This is a genomic window from Geomonas oryzisoli (genome assembly GCF_018986915.1).
GTDB lineage: Bacteria > Desulfobacterota > Desulfuromonadia > Geobacterales > Geobacteraceae > Geomonas > Geomonas oryzisoli.
This window is the reverse complement of the sequence record NZ_CP076723.1, coordinates 3,535,001-3,548,949: the sequence shown is the minus strand read 5'-3', so window position 1 is coordinate 3,548,949 and position 13,949 is coordinate 3,535,001. Positions and strand designations below refer to the sequence as shown.

Annotated in this window: 15 protein-coding genes; all 15 read left to right on the top strand. The window is 59.4% G+C overall.

Features of this window, described 5'->3' with window-relative positions:
- The first annotated feature begins 22 nt into the window (after window positions 1-22).
- The 15 genes from rpmJ (at window position 23) to tyrS (ending at window position 13,795) form a co-directional block, all read left to right on the top strand.
- Window positions 23-136: a 50S ribosomal protein L36 gene (gene rpmJ, locus KP004_RS15480; protein WP_012529389.1), complete on the top strand. Its 114-nt coding sequence runs from the start codon at window positions 23-25 to the stop codon at window positions 134-136.
- A gap of 15 nt (window positions 137-151) precedes the next feature.
- The gene (gene rpsM, locus KP004_RS15475; protein WP_183351001.1) at window positions 152-520 is read left to right on the top strand and encodes a 30S ribosomal protein S13; all 369 of its coding nucleotides are present in this window, start codon (window positions 152-154) and stop codon (window positions 518-520) included.
- 15 nt (window positions 521-535) lie between these two features.
- Complete coding sequence (rpsK, locus tag KP004_RS15470) at window positions 536-931, top strand: 30S ribosomal protein S11 (protein ID WP_183351003.1); 396 nt, start codon at window positions 536-538, stop codon at window positions 929-931.
- A gap of 59 nt (window positions 932-990) precedes the next feature.
- Complete coding sequence (gene rpsD / locus KP004_RS15465) at window positions 991-1,617, top strand: 30S ribosomal protein S4 (RefSeq protein WP_183351005.1); 627 nt, start codon at window positions 991-993, stop codon at window positions 1,615-1,617.
- Window positions 1,618-1,650: 33 nt separating this feature from the next.
- A complete protein-coding gene (locus KP004_RS15460; protein ID WP_129128519.1) occupies window positions 1,651-2,670 on the top strand; it encodes a DNA-directed RNA polymerase subunit alpha in 1,020 nt (339 codons plus the stop codon).
- Window positions 2,671-2,712: 42 nt separating this feature from the next.
- Window positions 2,713-3,246, top strand: coding sequence for a 50S ribosomal protein L17 (gene rplQ / locus KP004_RS15455; protein ID WP_216799372.1), 534 nt, complete (start codon window positions 2,713-2,715; stop codon window positions 3,244-3,246).
- Between the two features lie 215 nt (window positions 3,247-3,461).
- Window positions 3,462-6,995 carry a chromosome segregation protein SMC gene (smc, locus tag KP004_RS15450; RefSeq protein WP_216799371.1) on the top strand — a complete coding sequence of 1,178 codons (3,534 nt, stop codon included), beginning with the start codon at window positions 3,462-3,464 and terminating at the stop codon, window positions 6,993-6,995.
- Window positions 6,996-7,116: 121 nt separating this feature from the next.
- On the top strand, window positions 7,117-7,476 hold the full coding sequence (locus KP004_RS15445) for a roadblock/LC7 domain-containing protein (protein ID WP_216799370.1): 360 nt from the start codon (window positions 7,117-7,119) through the stop codon (window positions 7,474-7,476).
- On the top strand, window positions 7,476-8,681 hold the full coding sequence (gene ftsY, locus KP004_RS15440; RefSeq protein WP_216799369.1) for a signal recognition particle-docking protein FtsY: 1,206 nt from the start codon (window positions 7,476-7,478) through the stop codon (window positions 8,679-8,681). The genes KP004_RS15445 and ftsY overlap by 1 nt, the downstream gene beginning before the upstream one ends.
- Before the next feature lie 55 nt (window positions 8,682-8,736).
- Window positions 8,737-8,913 (top strand): cell division protein ZapB, encoded by a 177-nt coding sequence (gene zapB / locus KP004_RS15435; RefSeq protein WP_216799368.1) that lies wholly within the window; start codon window positions 8,737-8,739, stop codon window positions 8,911-8,913.
- 4 nt (window positions 8,914-8,917) lie between these two features.
- Window positions 8,918-9,199 carry a cell division protein ZapA gene (locus tag KP004_RS15430; RefSeq protein WP_216799367.1) on the top strand — a complete coding sequence of 94 codons (282 nt, stop codon included), beginning with the start codon at window positions 8,918-8,920 and terminating at the stop codon, window positions 9,197-9,199.
- A 317-nt stretch (window positions 9,200-9,516) separates the two neighbouring features.
- A complete protein-coding gene (locus tag KP004_RS15425; RefSeq protein ID WP_216799366.1) occupies window positions 9,517-10,098 on the top strand; it encodes a 5-formyltetrahydrofolate cyclo-ligase in 582 nt (193 codons plus the stop codon).
- An 8-nt stretch (window positions 10,099-10,106) separates the two neighbouring features.
- Window positions 10,107-11,696, top strand: coding sequence for a ribonuclease Y (rny, locus tag KP004_RS15420; protein WP_437178153.1), 1,590 nt, complete (start codon window positions 10,107-10,109; stop codon window positions 11,694-11,696).
- On the top strand, window positions 11,686-12,474 hold the full coding sequence (locus tag KP004_RS15415) for a TIGR00282 family metallophosphoesterase (RefSeq protein WP_216799364.1): 789 nt from the start codon (window positions 11,686-11,688) through the stop codon (window positions 12,472-12,474). The genes rny and KP004_RS15415 overlap by 11 nt, the downstream gene beginning before the upstream one ends.
- Window positions 12,475-12,583: 109 nt before the next feature.
- Entirely contained in the window at window positions 12,584-13,795 is a 1,212-nt protein-coding gene (tyrS, locus tag KP004_RS15410; protein ID WP_216799363.1) for a tyrosine--tRNA ligase, read from the top strand.
- Window positions 13,796-13,949: the final 154 nt, after the last annotated feature.

The following is a 13,949-nucleotide window of genomic DNA, read 5'->3' as shown; positions in this document are numbered from 1 at the left end:
CGTCTTCAAAAGGAAGTGAACTATGAAGGTTCGGGCATCGGTTAAGAAGATCTGTGTAAAGTGCAAGATTGTCAAGCGCAAGGGCATAGTCCGCGTCATCTGCGAGACCCCCAAGCATTCACAGAGACAGGGCTAATAGGAGGAGCTGGCATTGGCACGTATCGCAGGGGTAGATTTACCCAGGAATAAGAGAATAGAGATCGCACTGACCTACATCTACGGCATCGGCAGGTCTCTCTCCCAGGAAATTCTTACGGCAACCGGCGTGGACATGAACACCCGTTGCGACAACCTGACCGAGGCGGAAGTCTCGAAGATCAGGGAGTATATCGATAAGAACGTGAAGGTCGAAGGCGACCTGCGCCGCGACATCTCCATGAGCATCAAGCGTCTCATGGATCTCGGCTGCTACCGTGGTCTTCGTCACAGGAAAGGTCTTCCCTGCCGCGGGCAGCGTACCAAGACCAATGCACGCACCAGGAAAGGGCCGGCTCGTACGGTCGCTGGCAAGAAGAAATAAGATTCTGGAGGGATAATGGCGAGCCCGGCTAAGAAGGTCGTTAAGAAGAAAAAAGAGAGAAAGAATATTCCCACTGGCGTGGCGCACATCCAGGCTACGTTCAACAATACCATGATCACCATCACCGACCCGGTCGGTAACGTGGTTGCCTGGTGCACCTCCGGTGCCAAGGGCTTCAAAGGCTCCAGGAAGAGCACCCCGTTCGCAGCCCAGATGGCTGCCGAGGATGCCGCCAAGAAGGCCCAGGAGCATGGCATGCGCACCATCGAAGTGTACGTGAAGGGCCCCGGCTCCGGCCGCGAGTCCGCGCTGCGCGCACTGCAGGCTGCCGGCTTCGCCGTCAGCTTCATCCGCGACGTAACGCCGATTCCGCACAACGGCTGCCGTCCCCCGAAGAGAAGAAGAGTCTAGGACCGTATCGACGGACCTGGCGTTACGGAACTATCAGTTAGGATCATAGGAGGTCTTCATTGGCTAGGTATACAGGGCCCTCATGCAGGCTGTGCAGGCGCGAAGGATCGGAACTTTTTCTTAAAGGCGAGCGTTGCTACACCGACAAATGCGCCATCAAGAGAAGGAGCTATCCGCCGGGACAGCACGGGCAGGGTCGCATAAAAGTTTCTGATTACGGTGTTCAGCTGCGCGAAAAACAGAAGGTACGTCGTATCTACGGCATCCTTGAGAACCAGTTCCGCGGGTACTTCGAGACCGCAGACCGGATGAAAGGTGTCACCGGCGAAAACCTCCTCTTCCTCCTGGAGAGAAGGCTCGACAACGTCGTCTACCGTCTCGGTTTCGCCGCTTCGCGCGACGAGGCACGTCAGCTGGTGCGTCACAGCCACTTCACCCTCAACGGGCGTAAGGCTAACATCCCCTCCATCCAGGTGAAGGCGGGCGATGTGATCCAGCTGCGCGAGAAGAGCCGCAAGATCGCTGTCATCACCGAGTCCCTCGAGGCCGTGGTTCGCCGCGGTATCCCGCAGTGGCTCGAGCTGGACAAGGACGCCTTCAAAGGCACCGTCAAGACCAGCCCGGTGCGCGAAGACATCACCATGCCGATTCAGGAGCAGTTGATCGTCGAGCTCTACTCCAAGTAAAGGCTGACCAACAACCGATACAGGGGGATCTAAATGTATAGAAATTGGCGCGATCTGATCAGGCCGAAGAAGCTTCAGGTTGAGACAGAATCGCTGACTAATACATACGGCAAGTTCTACGCCGAGCCTTTCGAAAGGGGGTTCGGTACCACCCTGGGAACGGGGCTGCGTAGGGTCCTCATCTCCAGCCTGCAGGGGGCGGCCATCGTCTCCGTCAAGGCCAAGGGCGTGCTGCACGAATTCTCCGCTGTCCCGGGCGTTACCGAGGACATGACGGATATCATCCTCAACCTGAAAGGGGTGCGCCTCAAGGTGCACGGCAACGAGTCCCGGATGATCCGGATCGTGCAGAAGGGTGAAGGGGTGGTCAAGGCGAAGGATATCATCACCGACAACAACGTCGAGATCCTGAACCCGGAACATCACATCGCAACCTGCTCCAAGGACGCCAACCTGGAGATGGACCTCATGGTGAAAGTCGGCAAGGGTTACGTCCCGGCTGACCGCAACCGTGACGAGAAGGCACCGGTCGGGACCATCCCGATCGACGCGATCTTCTCCCCGATTCACAAGGTGAACTTCACCGTCACCAACGCTCGCGTGGGTCAGATCACCGACTACGACAAGCTTACTATCGAAGTCTGGACCGACGGCAGCGTGAAACCGCAGGACGCGGTGGCCTACGCTTCCAAGATCCTCAAGGACCAGCTCTCCATCTTCATCAACTTCGATGAGGACGTGGAGCCCCAGGAGGAGGCGGAGCCGGAAGAAGAGCGCGAGCGCTTCAACGAGAACCTCTACCGCTCGGTCGACGAGCTGGAGCTCTCGGTTCGCTCCGCCAACTGCCTGAAGAACGCCGGTATCAAGCTGATCGGTGAACTGGTCTCCAGGACCGAGGCAGAGATGCTGAAGACCCAGAACTTTGGCAGGAAATCGCTGAACGAAATCAAGGACATCCTGGTCGACATGGGCCTCACCCTCGGCATGAAACTGGAGAACTTCCCGGATCCCGAGATCATGAGGCGTCTGCGCGGCGAGCAGAAAGAAGAATAGTCCATACGACTTCATTTATAGATCGAAAGGAAGTGAAAAGATATGCGTCACAACAGCGCGGGTAGAAGATTAGGTAGGACCACAAGCCATAGGATCGCTATGTTCAGGAACATGGTGACTTCCTTTCTCCAGCATGAAAAGATCACCACGACCGATGCCAAGGCAAAAGAGCTTCGCTCCATCGCCGAGAAGATGATCACCCTGGGCAAGAAGGGCGACCTTCACGCCACCAGGCAGGCAGCGGCCTACATCCGCGACAAGAAAGTCGTGACCAAGCTTTTCACCGAGATCGCACCGCGTTACGCAGAGCGTCCCGGCGGCTACACCAGGATCATCAAGCTCGGCATCCGTCCGGGCGACACCGCTCCGGTGTCCGTGATCGAGCTGGTTGAAGCTGAAATGACTCCGAAGAAAGCCGCTAAGCCGGCTGCCAAGGCTCCCAAAGCCGCCAAAGCTCCGAAGGCTGCTCCGGCAGTCGAGGCAGCTCCGGCTGCTGAAGAAGCCGCGGTTGTGGAAGAAGCACCGGTAGCAGAAGCGCCGGCAGCCGAGGCCGCCGAGGAGAAAACCGAGGCGTAATTGCTTCCGGTTGCACAGAGTGAAAGAGGGACACGGGAAACCGTGTCCCTTTTTTTGTTCGCGCTTGGGCCATCGCCTCCGTCCACTCCTCCGTCCATGACCGAAGCGTCCCCGCCCCCGGAGGGGGAGGGACAGGGAGGGGGCTTTCCCCCTTGCCGTCCCTCCCGCCTTTCCCCTTTACATTAAAACCCCCTCTCTGATAAGATGCGCTGCTCATGAAAATCAAAAGACTCGAAATCCACGGATTCAAATCCTTTCAAGATAAGGCCGTTCTGGACTTCAACCAGCCCATCACCGGCGTAGTTGGTCCCAACGGTTGCGGCAAGTCCAACGTGGTCGACGCGATCCGCTGGGTCATGGGGGAGCAGTCCGCCAAGAACCTGCGCGGCAAGTCGATGGAAGACATCATCTTCAACGGCACCGAGTTCCGCAAACCGCTCGGTATGGCCGAAGTTTCCCTCTTTTTCTCCACCGAGGACGGCCGCGTCCCCGCGAAATACCTCAACTTCTCCGAGATCCAGGTCACCCGCCGCCTTTACCGCGACGGCGAGAGCGACTACCTCCTGAACAAGACCCCCTGCCGTCTGCTCGACATCGCCGAGTTGTTCATGGACACCGGCATCGGCGCCAAGGCCTACTCGATCATAGAGCAGGGCAAGATCGGCATGATCCTGCACGCCAAGCCCGAGGAGCGCCGCTTCCTGATCGAAGAGGCCGCCGGGGTCACCAAGTTCAAGGCGCGCAAGGTCGTCGCCATGAAGAAGATGGAGGCGACCCGCCAGAACCTGCTGCGCATCGGCGACATCATCTCCGAGATTAAACGGCAGATGAACGGCCTGCAGCGCCAGGCCAAGAAGGCGGAACGTTTCCGCGAAGTCAGGCAGGAGCTCAAGGAGATCGAACTCCTCTTCGCCGCCAAGGGATACGCGGGGGTGGAGAAAGAGCGCAACGGACTGGAGCGTGAGATCACCGAGCTCGAATCGAAGCTCGTGGATGTGACCGCTAAGCTCAACGATGCCGAACTCTCCGTCGAGGAGAAGCGGCTTGCCCTGTTGGAAACCGAGCGCCAGCTCACCGCCGCCCAGGAGGAGATCTTCCGCTGGAAGAGCGAACTGCAGGGGGGCGAAAACCGCCTCGAATTCCAGCGCAAGGAACTGGTCAACTTGGAGCGCCACGGTGCCCGCTTCGAAGAGGAACTTCAGGGGCTGCGCGACCAGCTGGCAAACTCAGAGAAAGAAATTGGGACCCTGCAGGCGCAGCGCGTATCACTGCAAGAGGACCTGGCCCGCGAGAGCGAGTCGCTCGAATACCGCGAGTCGCTGCTTGAGGAGATGGCTGCCGGCGAGGCTGGCGTAACCCGGGAGTTGGACGAGACCCGACGCGCCATGTTTGCCGCCCTCTCCGAAGGTGCGCAGGCCGCTAACCAGCACGCCGCTGCGCAAAAGCGCTTGACCGGCCTCGCCGATCGCCTCCAGGCAAGTCAGAGAGAGCGCGTCCTTCTGGGTGAGCGACTGTTCGAGGCCAACGCCAAGGTAGATGCCCTCAAGCAGGAGCGCGAGCAACTTGCCCGGGATAAGGCACAGGCGGACGAAGAACTGACTATGGCTGGGAGCCGCGAAGCCGAACTCAAGCACGCCCAGGAGGCGGGGGATAAGCTGCTGCAGCAGAGTCGCGACCAACTTTCGGCCGCTGCTTCCCGCCTGAAGTCGCTCCAGGAATTGGAGGCGCAGTTCGCCGGGTACGGCCAGGGCGTGCGTAACCTGCTCCTTGCCGAGCCTTTCAAAAACGCCTCCCTCACCATGATCGCTGATGCGCTCGAGGTCGAGGAGGAGTTCGAGGTTGCCCTGGAAGCTGTGCTTGGTGACCGCTTGCAGTACCTGCTGTGCGAATCTTCCGCCACTGCGCTGGACGCGGTTGCGCACCTCAAAGGGAGCGCCGGCGGTCGCTGCAGCTTCGTGACCGCACCCCCCTGGAGGCAAACGGCCAAGGAAACGCCGCCGGGTGCCGCGCCGCTTTGGGAGCGGGTCACCGTACCGAAGCAGCACGCCCACCTGGTGGAGCCGCTTCTTTCGGGTGCCTACCTTGCCCGCGACCTGAATCACGCCCTCGACTTGGCCGCGTCCTTTCCTGCCTCCACCTTTGTCACCCTGGAAGGCGATTTGGCCCACGGCGGCGGTATCGTCAACGGTGGTTCGGCCGAGCCCGCCCAGCAGGGGATCATCCATAAGAAACGTGAGATCAAGGCGCTGGGGGCAGAAGTCGAGCGCCTGGAAGCTGAGGTGCAGGAGCTGGGCACCGCGCGCGAGAAGAGGAGAGGGGAGATCGCCGAGGCTGAGGCGCACCGCGTCGAGCTGCGCCAGACCCTGCATCGTCTCGATATCCGGATCGTGAACGCGGAAAAGGATCTGCAGACCGCGCTGTCCGAGTGTCATCGCATCGAGGAAAACGGGGCGGTGCGCGAGGCGGAGGAAGAACAGTTGGCCGAGGAGCAGGCCCTGGTTTCCGGGGAACTAGCCCAGGCCGATGCCAAAAGGGTTCAAGCCGAGGAGCGCAAGACCGCCTTGGAAAAGACTGTCGAAGCGCTGCAGGGGCGCCTGGAAGGCTCCCGCTTCGAGATGGAAGAGGCGCGCGAAATGGTCACCTCCATGAAGGTGCGTGTCGCCGCGCTGAGGGAGAAAGGGGAGTCCACCGAGCGGGCGCTGCGCCGCGTCGAAGGGCTCTGCACCGACCTCGCCAACCGCATTGCCTCGCGCACCAACGAATTGGAAGGTTCGGGCGACGAGCGTACCCGCCTCCTGGCTGCCATTGCGGAAGGTGAAGAGGCGCTGCGCGCGGTGGTCAAGCGGCAGCTGGCCAGCGAGCAGGCCCTCCTGCAGGTGAAGGATCGCTACGAAGCCGAAGCCGCCAAGGTTCAGGAAGAAGAGGCGCTGCTGAAAGGACTGCGTGCCGATGCCGTCGCTGTAAGGGAGCAACTGAACGCGAAAAGTCTTCGTCTCACCGAGGTGAGCATGCGGCTCGCCCATCTGGAGGAAACTCTCAAGGAAAAGCACCGCATGGAGATCGCCGACGCCCTGCTCAACTATTCCAAGGTGGAGTGGGACGAGGTCGAAAGCACGAAACGCCAGGCCGAGCTGCAGAAGACCATCAACGAAATGGGCGAAGTGAACCTCATGGCCATCGAAGAGTTCAAGGAGATGGAGGAGCGTTTCTCCTTCCTCTCAAGCCAGAAGGACGATCTCGAGGAGTCGATGAACGCCTTGCAGAAGGCGATCCAGCGCATCAACCGCACCACGAGAAAGCGCTTCCTGGAGACCTTCCAGATGGTGAACGAGAAGTTCCAGCAGATCTTCCCGCGGCTGTTCTGCGGCGGTCATGCCGAACTGCGCCTGACCGACGAAGAGGACCTGCTCAACACGGGTCTTGAGATCGTGGTGCAGCCCCCGGGTAAGAAGCTGCAGAACGTGTCGCTGTTGTCCGGTGGCGAGAAGGCGCTGACAGCCGTTGCGCTCATCTTCTCCATCTTCCTGATCAAGCCATCGCCCTTCTGTCTGCTGGACGAGGTCGACGCGCCGCTCGACGACGCCAACATCGGTCGGTTCAACGACATGGTGCGGGAGATGAGTGCCAACTCCCAGTTCATCATCATCACCCACAACCGAGCCACCATGGCCGTCGCCGACACACTGTACGGCGTCACCATGGAAGAGCCCGGCGTTTCCAAACTGGTATCGGTGCGCCTGAACCGTTAATAGGAACGCGGCTCACCGTAGGGGCGAATAATCATTCGCCCAGCACATGCTCCCGTCCTTGCTGTGGAGATGCAAGGGAGGGGCAAGACTAAAGACACATTTTCTGCCGTAGGAGCTTGACGTGCCCTTCAAGAGACTGTTGACTACACTGGTTGAATCCGTGCCTGGTGGCAATGGTGCCATCCTAGCTGACTGGGAAGGGGAGGCCGTCGAGCAATTTTCCCATGGCGATCCCTTCGAGATGAAGGTGACGGCTGCGCACTGGGGCATCCTGCTAACCCAGCTCAAGGGATTGCACGAGAAGTTCACCACCGGTGCCGTGCAGGAAACCGTCATCAGCACGGACGAGCAATATGTCATCGTGGGCGCCATAGGTGAGGACTATGCCTTGGTGATGACCATGGACCGCAATGCCCTTCCGCTGCTGGCCCTGAAGAAGTTCCGGGACACCGCGCAGCTTTTGCATAAGGAGATTTACTGATGGCCGAAGAAAATAAAGGATTTTTCAAAGGTCTTTTCAAAAAGCTCGGTCTCGGCGCCGAGGAGCCTGCCGACACCGCCGGCGAGCAATCTGTTGAAGAGCAGGAGCAGCAGGAGGCAGCAACCCCTCCGCAGCCCCCCGTTTCTGCGCCTCCGGCACAGGCACAGTCGGCCCAGCCTGTAGTCCCCACCCCCTCTGTCCCCGAACCTTCCGCCCCGGCCCCGCGCCAAGTTTGGACCGAGCCCACCGCTCCGGCGCCCGCCCCGGTATCCGAACCCGTCGAACAGTCCAAACCGAGCTTCTTCGATCGCCTCAAGCGCAGTTTGAGCAAGACCCACGAGACCATCATCGGGCGGGTCGACACCCTGTTGCTGGGCAAGAAGCAGATTGATACCGATACCCTCGAGGAATTGGAGGAGATCCTGATCACCGCGGACTTGGGCGTCAAGACTACGGTCGACCTGGTCCGCACCCTGGAGCAGCGCCTCAAGCGCGACGAACTGCAGGACGGCGCCGCCCTCAAGAGGGCGCTGAAGGAAGAGATCCAGTTGCGCCTCTTGGAGCACCATGCACCGCTGGTGGTAACGGACAAGAAACCCTTCGTCATCATGGTGATCGGGGTGAACGGCGTCGGCAAAACCACAACCATCGGCAAGCTGGCCGCACGCTACGCCGGGGAAGGCAAGAAGGTCTTGCTGGCCGCCGCCGACACCTTCCGCGCCGCCGCCGCTGAACAGTTGGAAACCTGGGCCAAGCGCGTGGGCGCCGACATCGTGCGCCACAAGGAAGGGGCCGACCCCTCGGCGGTCGTTTTCGATGCTTGCAAGGCTGCCATCGCACGTGGCACCGATGTCCTTATCATCGACACCGCCGGCCGGATGCACACCAAGGTCAACCTCATGGAGGAGATGAAGAAGATCCGCCGGGTGCTGACCCGCGAAATTCCGGACGGGCCGCACGAAACGCTGCTGGTTCTGGATGCCGCTACTGGTCAGAACGCGCTCTCCCAGGCTAAGCTGTTCAAGGAGGCCGCGGACGTCACCGGCGTCGTACTGACCAAGCTCGACGGTAGTGCCAAAGGGGGTATCGTCGTAGCGGTTAGTCATGAATACGCCCTTCCGGTTAGATTCATTGGCGTGGGGGAGTCCGTAGAGGACCTGCGGGCCTTCGATCCGATCCAGTTCGTAGACGCTCTTTTCCAATGATAGCCTTGACTTTTCGGTACTTATCGCATATGATTTTGCCGCAAAAGGTGGAATAATGAGTGATGAGCTGTTTAATGAACTAGAAGGGCGGCTTAATTCTCTAATTAATGTCGTGAGCGAGTTGAAACTCGAGAACGACCGGCTGAGAAAAGAGAATTCCCGGCTTCATGAAGAACGGGTCGGTTTCAAGGCCCGGATAGATGCGATACTGAAAAAGTTGGAAGGGGTCTGACCGCTTGATCGCCACGCACAGCATCAGGGTCCTGGGGCGAGAACTCCAGGTGAAGAGTGTTGCGACACCTGAGCACGTGGCTCAAGTCGAGGCTCTGGTCAACGAAAAGCTGGCGGAGGCGGAAGCCAAGGTCAGCGGTGGCGATACCCAACTGGTAGTAATCCTGGCGTTGATGAATTTGGCAGAAGCCTGCCTGGATGCCCGGAAGCAATTGGCAGAAGAGCAGCGCACCTGCAGCGAGCGGGTCGCGGGGCTCATTGAACGGCTGGACCGGCAACAGTTTTAGAGTTTCAGGTCTCTTGCGGGAGATTCAACATATAGCTGGTTGGTTGTACGGTTGCAAAGCTTTGCCAGAACCTGCGTGGAGAGTTGGTTGCTCCGCGTTTGCTGATAGTAGCCTAAAGACGTTAAGCAGCATGTCCAGGGGTTAATGGCTGCATTTACATAAAGTTCAAATTTGGCGCTTCATTTGAACGCGGCCCACTCTATCAAAACCTGTCAACGCGGCACCCGCCACACCCATTAGCACTCCCCCACCAGAGCATCTGTCTCGACGGGCGGCCCTGCCGTCCACCTTCTGAACCAACACGGAATTAAAGCGTTATGCCCAAGCGTGCCCATAGAGCCGCGACCCTTGCCCGACGCCGGGAGCTGTCCAAGCATCAGGTGGCGTCGTTGAGCTTGGCCCTGCAACAGCGTTTCCTCGATCTGCCCGAGTATCAGGCTGCCAGGACGCTGGTGCTGTATGCGCCGATCCACCACGAAGTGGATACGGAAACGGTTGCCGCTGCGGCCTTGGCCTCAGGGAAGCGACTGCTCTATCCGGCCGTGGTGGGCGACGATTTGAAGTTCTGCAAGGTGGCCGCTCTCAGCGAGCTCGCCCCAGGCAGGTACGGCATCCACGAGCCCGAAGGCGAGGGGTGCGATCCGGCGGAAGCGGACCTCATCGTGGTGCCCGGAGTTGCTTTCGACCTGTGCGGACGCCGCATAGGTTACGGCAAGGGGTACTATGACCGGTCCTTGCACCGTCTGGAAGGGAGCGGGAAGCTGGTGGCGTTTTGCTACGACTTCCAACTGCTTCAGGAGATAGCCGGCGAACCGCACGATGTGACGATGGACTTGATCGTCACCGAAAGTCGGGTAGTTCGCGTTAATAAACATATATGTGAGGGGGAGCAACAGTGAAAGTCGACATAACTATTGCCATTTTGCTGGTGCTTGTCGCGGCCGCCATCGGGTACGTGATAGGCAACATCCTGCGCAAGAAACTCTCGGATTCGTTGGTAACCAATGCGGAAACGCTGGCTGCCAAGATGATCGAGGATGCCAAGCGCCAGGCCGAGGTTGTGGCCATGGAGGCCGCCGTCCAGGCGAAGGACGTGGTGTACCAGGCAAAGGAAGAACTGGAAAGGCAATTTGAACAAGAAAGCCGCGAGAAGCGTCGCGACCTGCAGACCCTCGAGAAGAGGCTGCAGCAAAAAGAAGAGAACCTCGACAAGAAGACCAACCTTTTCGACCAGCGTGATGCCGACTTCTTAAAGAGGGAACAGGGTCTCGCGCAGCGCGAGCAGTCCCTGTCCAACAAGGAGCAGGGGCTGACCCAGAAGGAAGAGAAGCTGGACGCCCTCGTGGGCGAGCAGAAGGCGAAGCTGGAGCAGATCGCCGGCATGACCGCTGCCGAGGCCAAGAAGTTCCTGATGGACTCCATGGAAGACGAGGCAAAGCTCGACGTCGCTAAGCTGATCAAGGCGATGGAAGAGGAGGCCAGGGAGACCGCCGACAAGAAGGCCAAGGAAGTCCTGGCCCTGGCGATGCAGCGTTACGCGGGCGAGTACGTCGCCGAGCGCAGCGTCTCCGTTGTAACCCTGCCTTCCGACGAGATGAAAGGACGCATTATCGGCCGCGAGGGGCGCAACATCAGGGCCCTCGAAGCCGCCACCGGCATCGACCTCATCATCGACGACACCCCCGAAGCGGTCATCCTTTCCGGCTTCAACCCGGTCAGGAGGGAAGTTGCCAAGCTGTCGCTGCAGAAACTCATCGCCGACGGCAGGATTCACCCCGGCCGCATCGAGGAAGTCGTAGCGAAATCCCAGGAAGAGATCGAGCAGGCCATGAAGGAGGCAGGGGAGCAGGCTGCCTTCGATCTGGGCGTGCACGGTATCCATCCGGAGATCCTGAAGCTCATCGGGCGCCTGAAATACCGCACTTCCTACAGCCAGAACGTTTATCAGCACTCGCTGGAAGTCGCCTTCCTCTGCGGCATCATGGCTGCCGAACTCGGCATCAACGTGAAGCAGGCGAAAAGGGCGGGGCTGCTGCATGACCTCGGCAAGGCCGTTGACCACGAGATCGAGGGCTCCCACGCCGTCATCGGCGCCGACATCGCCAAGAAGTACGGCGAGTCGCCCAAGATCGTCCACGCCATCATGGCGCACCACGAGGACGAAAAGCCGGCCACCGTTCTTGCCGTCCTGGTTCAGGCCGCGGACGCTCTTTCCGGTGCGCGCCCCGGTGCGCGCCGCGAGATGATGGAAACCTACGTGAAGCGTCTGGATGATCTGGAGAGGATCGCCACCTCGTTCGACGGCGTCGTGACCTCCTTCGCCATCCAGGCCGGTCGCGAGATCCGCGTCATGGTTTCCAGCGACCAGGTGACCGATGACCGTGCCTTGGTCCTCGCCAAGGACATTGCCAAGAAGATCGAGACCGAGATGACCTACCCGGGGCAGATCAAGGTCAACGTGATCAGGGAAACCAGGGCCACCGAATATGCCCGTTAAGCTTCTCTTCATAGGAGATGTGATCGGCAAGCCCGGTCGTGAGGCGCTCTCCCGTGAACTGCACCGGATCGTCGATCGACATATGGTCGATCTCGTGATAGCCAACGGCGAAAACGCCGCAGGCGGTTTCGGCCTGACTGAGGAGACCGCGCAGGATCTCTTCAAGTGTGGCGTCCAGATGATTACTTCCGGCAACCACATCTGGGACAAGAAGGACGCGCTGGAGTACATCAAGCGCGAGGACCGCATCGTGCGTCCGGCCAACTATCCGGACGGCACTCCCGGCAAGGGGACGACCATCGTCAAGACCCCCGGCGGGGTCAAGGTCGGTATCCTCAATCTGGAAGGGCGGGTTTTCATGAACAACCTCGACTGTCCTTTCCGCTGCGCCGACAAAGAGATCGCCAAGCTCAAGGAAGAGACGCCTATCATCTTCGTCGACTTCCACGCCGAGGCCACCAGCGAGAAGGTCTCGCTGGGGTGGTACCTGGACGGGAGGGTTGCCGCGGTCATTGGAACCCACACCCACGTGCAGACCGCCGACGAGCGTATCCTGACCGCCGGCACAGCCTACATGACCGATGCCGGCATGACTGGCTCTTTCGATTCCGTCATCGGTGTGAAGAAGGAAGAGGCGATCCTCAAATTCGTCACCCAACGTCCCTCTAAGTTCGAGGTGGCGAAGAAAGACATCCGGATCAATGCCGTTGCCATCGAGGTCGACGAAAGGACCGGGCTCGCGCTGAACATCGAGCGCATCAACATAGCCTGCGGCTAGGCTGAAAGTGATATTGGAATGACTGCCCCATCATAGCCTATGCCCTGGTGGAGCTTGCCCACCGTAGCCTTGTGCGAAGGTGGGTGAAATACAATCTGGAGGGAAAGTGATGACTGTTGCAGAGCAGATGGAAATCATCAAGAGGGGCGCGGTAGAAATCCTGGTGGAGAAGGAGCTGGTCGAGAAGCTCGAGAAATCCGCCAAGACCGGCGTGCCGCTCAAGATCAAGGCCGGTTTCGATCCTACCGCGCCCGACCTGCATCTGGGGCACACCGTGCTGCTGCACAAGATGCGTCAATTCCAGAAGCTCGGCCACGAGGTGTACTTTCTCATCGGCGACTTCACCGGCATGATCGGGGACCCCACCGGCAAGTCCGAGACCCGCAAGGTTCTCACCCGTGAAGACGTACTCAAGAACGCCGAGACCTACAAGGAGCAGGTCTTCAAAGTTCTCGATCCGAAGCTCACCAAGGTAGTCTTTAACTCGGAGTGGCTTGGGAAAATGACTGCATCGGACATGATCGGTCTTGCCTCCAAGTACACCGTTGCCCGTATGCTCGAGCGCGAAGACTTCAGCAACCGCTTCTCGAACCAGTTGCCGATAAGCATCCACGAGTTCATGTACCCGCTGGTACAGGGCTACGATTCCGTGGCACTGAAGGCCGACGTCGAGTTGGGTGGCACCGACCAGAAGTTCAATCTCCTAGTTGGACGTGAACTGCAGAGGGAGTGGGGGCAGGCGCCGCAGTGTGTCATCACCGTTCCGCTGCTTGAAGGTCTCGACGGCGTCAACAAGATGAGCAAGTCGCTTGGCAACTACATCGGCATCAACGAGCCTGCCGACGAGATCTATGGCAAGGTAATGTCCATCTCCGATGAACTGATGATTCGTTACTACGAGCTCCTGAGCGACCTCACTATGGCCGACTTCGAGAAGCTGAAAGCCGACCTGAAGAGCGGGGCGGTGCATCCGATGGAAGCCAAGAAGCAGTTGGCGCGTGAGATGGTCACCCGTTACCATGGGGCCGAGGCGGCAACTCAGGCAGATGAGAATTTCGTCAAACGCTTCAAGAACAACGAGACCCCTGATGAGATGCCAGAGTTCAGTCTCAAGGCTGAGGGGGAGAAGGTTCTGCTCTGCAAGGTTCTGGCAGAGGCGCAGCTTGTGAAGTCCAACAGCGAAGGGCGTCGTTCCATTCAGGGCGGTGGTGTCAAAGTCAACGGTGAGAAGATCTCCGATGAGAACCTGGAGATTGCCTGCGGCGGCGAGTACATCATCCAGGTAGGCAAGCGCCGCTTTGCCAAAGTATCTTTCGCCTAAAGTTTCAAAAGCCGACACCGATAAAGAGGGGGCGATGCGAATGCATCGCCCCTTTTTGTTTTTGTCTGGCGGGCGGTCGGCTATTTGTCCACCGTGTCCATCAGTGTCCGCCAAAAAGCCAAACCTTCAGCCATAACAGTTGCTTCGGTCACCG

Bases quoted from the DNA above. Each gene is read 5' to 3' on its own strand.
- rpmJ (WP_012529389.1), top strand. From the start codon at position 23: ATGAAGGTTCGGGCATCGGTTAAGAAGATCTGTGTAAAGTGCAAGATT.
- rpsK (WP_183351003.1), top strand. From the start codon at position 536: ATGGCGAGCCCGGCTAAGAAGGTCGTTAAGAAGAAAAAAGAGAGAAAG.
- KP004_RS15460 (WP_129128519.1), top strand. From the start codon at position 1,651: ATGTATAGAAATTGGCGCGATCTGATCAGGCCGAAGAAGCTTCAGGTT.
- rplQ (WP_216799372.1), top strand. From the start codon at position 2,713: ATGCGTCACAACAGCGCGGGTAGAAGATTAGGTAGGACCACAAGCCAT.
- smc (WP_216799371.1), top strand. From the start codon at position 3,462: ATGAAAATCAAAAGACTCGAAATCCACGGATTCAAATCCTTTCAAGAT.
- ftsY (WP_216799369.1), top strand. From the start codon at position 7,476: ATGGCCGAAGAAAATAAAGGATTTTTCAAAGGTCTTTTCAAAAAGCTC.
- zapB (WP_216799368.1), top strand. From the start codon at position 8,737: ATGAGTGATGAGCTGTTTAATGAACTAGAAGGGCGGCTTAATTCTCTA.
- KP004_RS15425 (WP_216799366.1), top strand. From the start codon at position 9,517: ATGCCCAAGCGTGCCCATAGAGCCGCGACCCTTGCCCGACGCCGGGAG.
- KP004_RS15415 (WP_216799364.1), top strand. From the start codon at position 11,686: ATGCCCGTTAAGCTTCTCTTCATAGGAGATGTGATCGGCAAGCCCGGT.
- tyrS (WP_216799363.1), top strand. From the start codon at position 12,584: ATGACTGTTGCAGAGCAGATGGAAATCATCAAGAGGGGCGCGGTAGAA.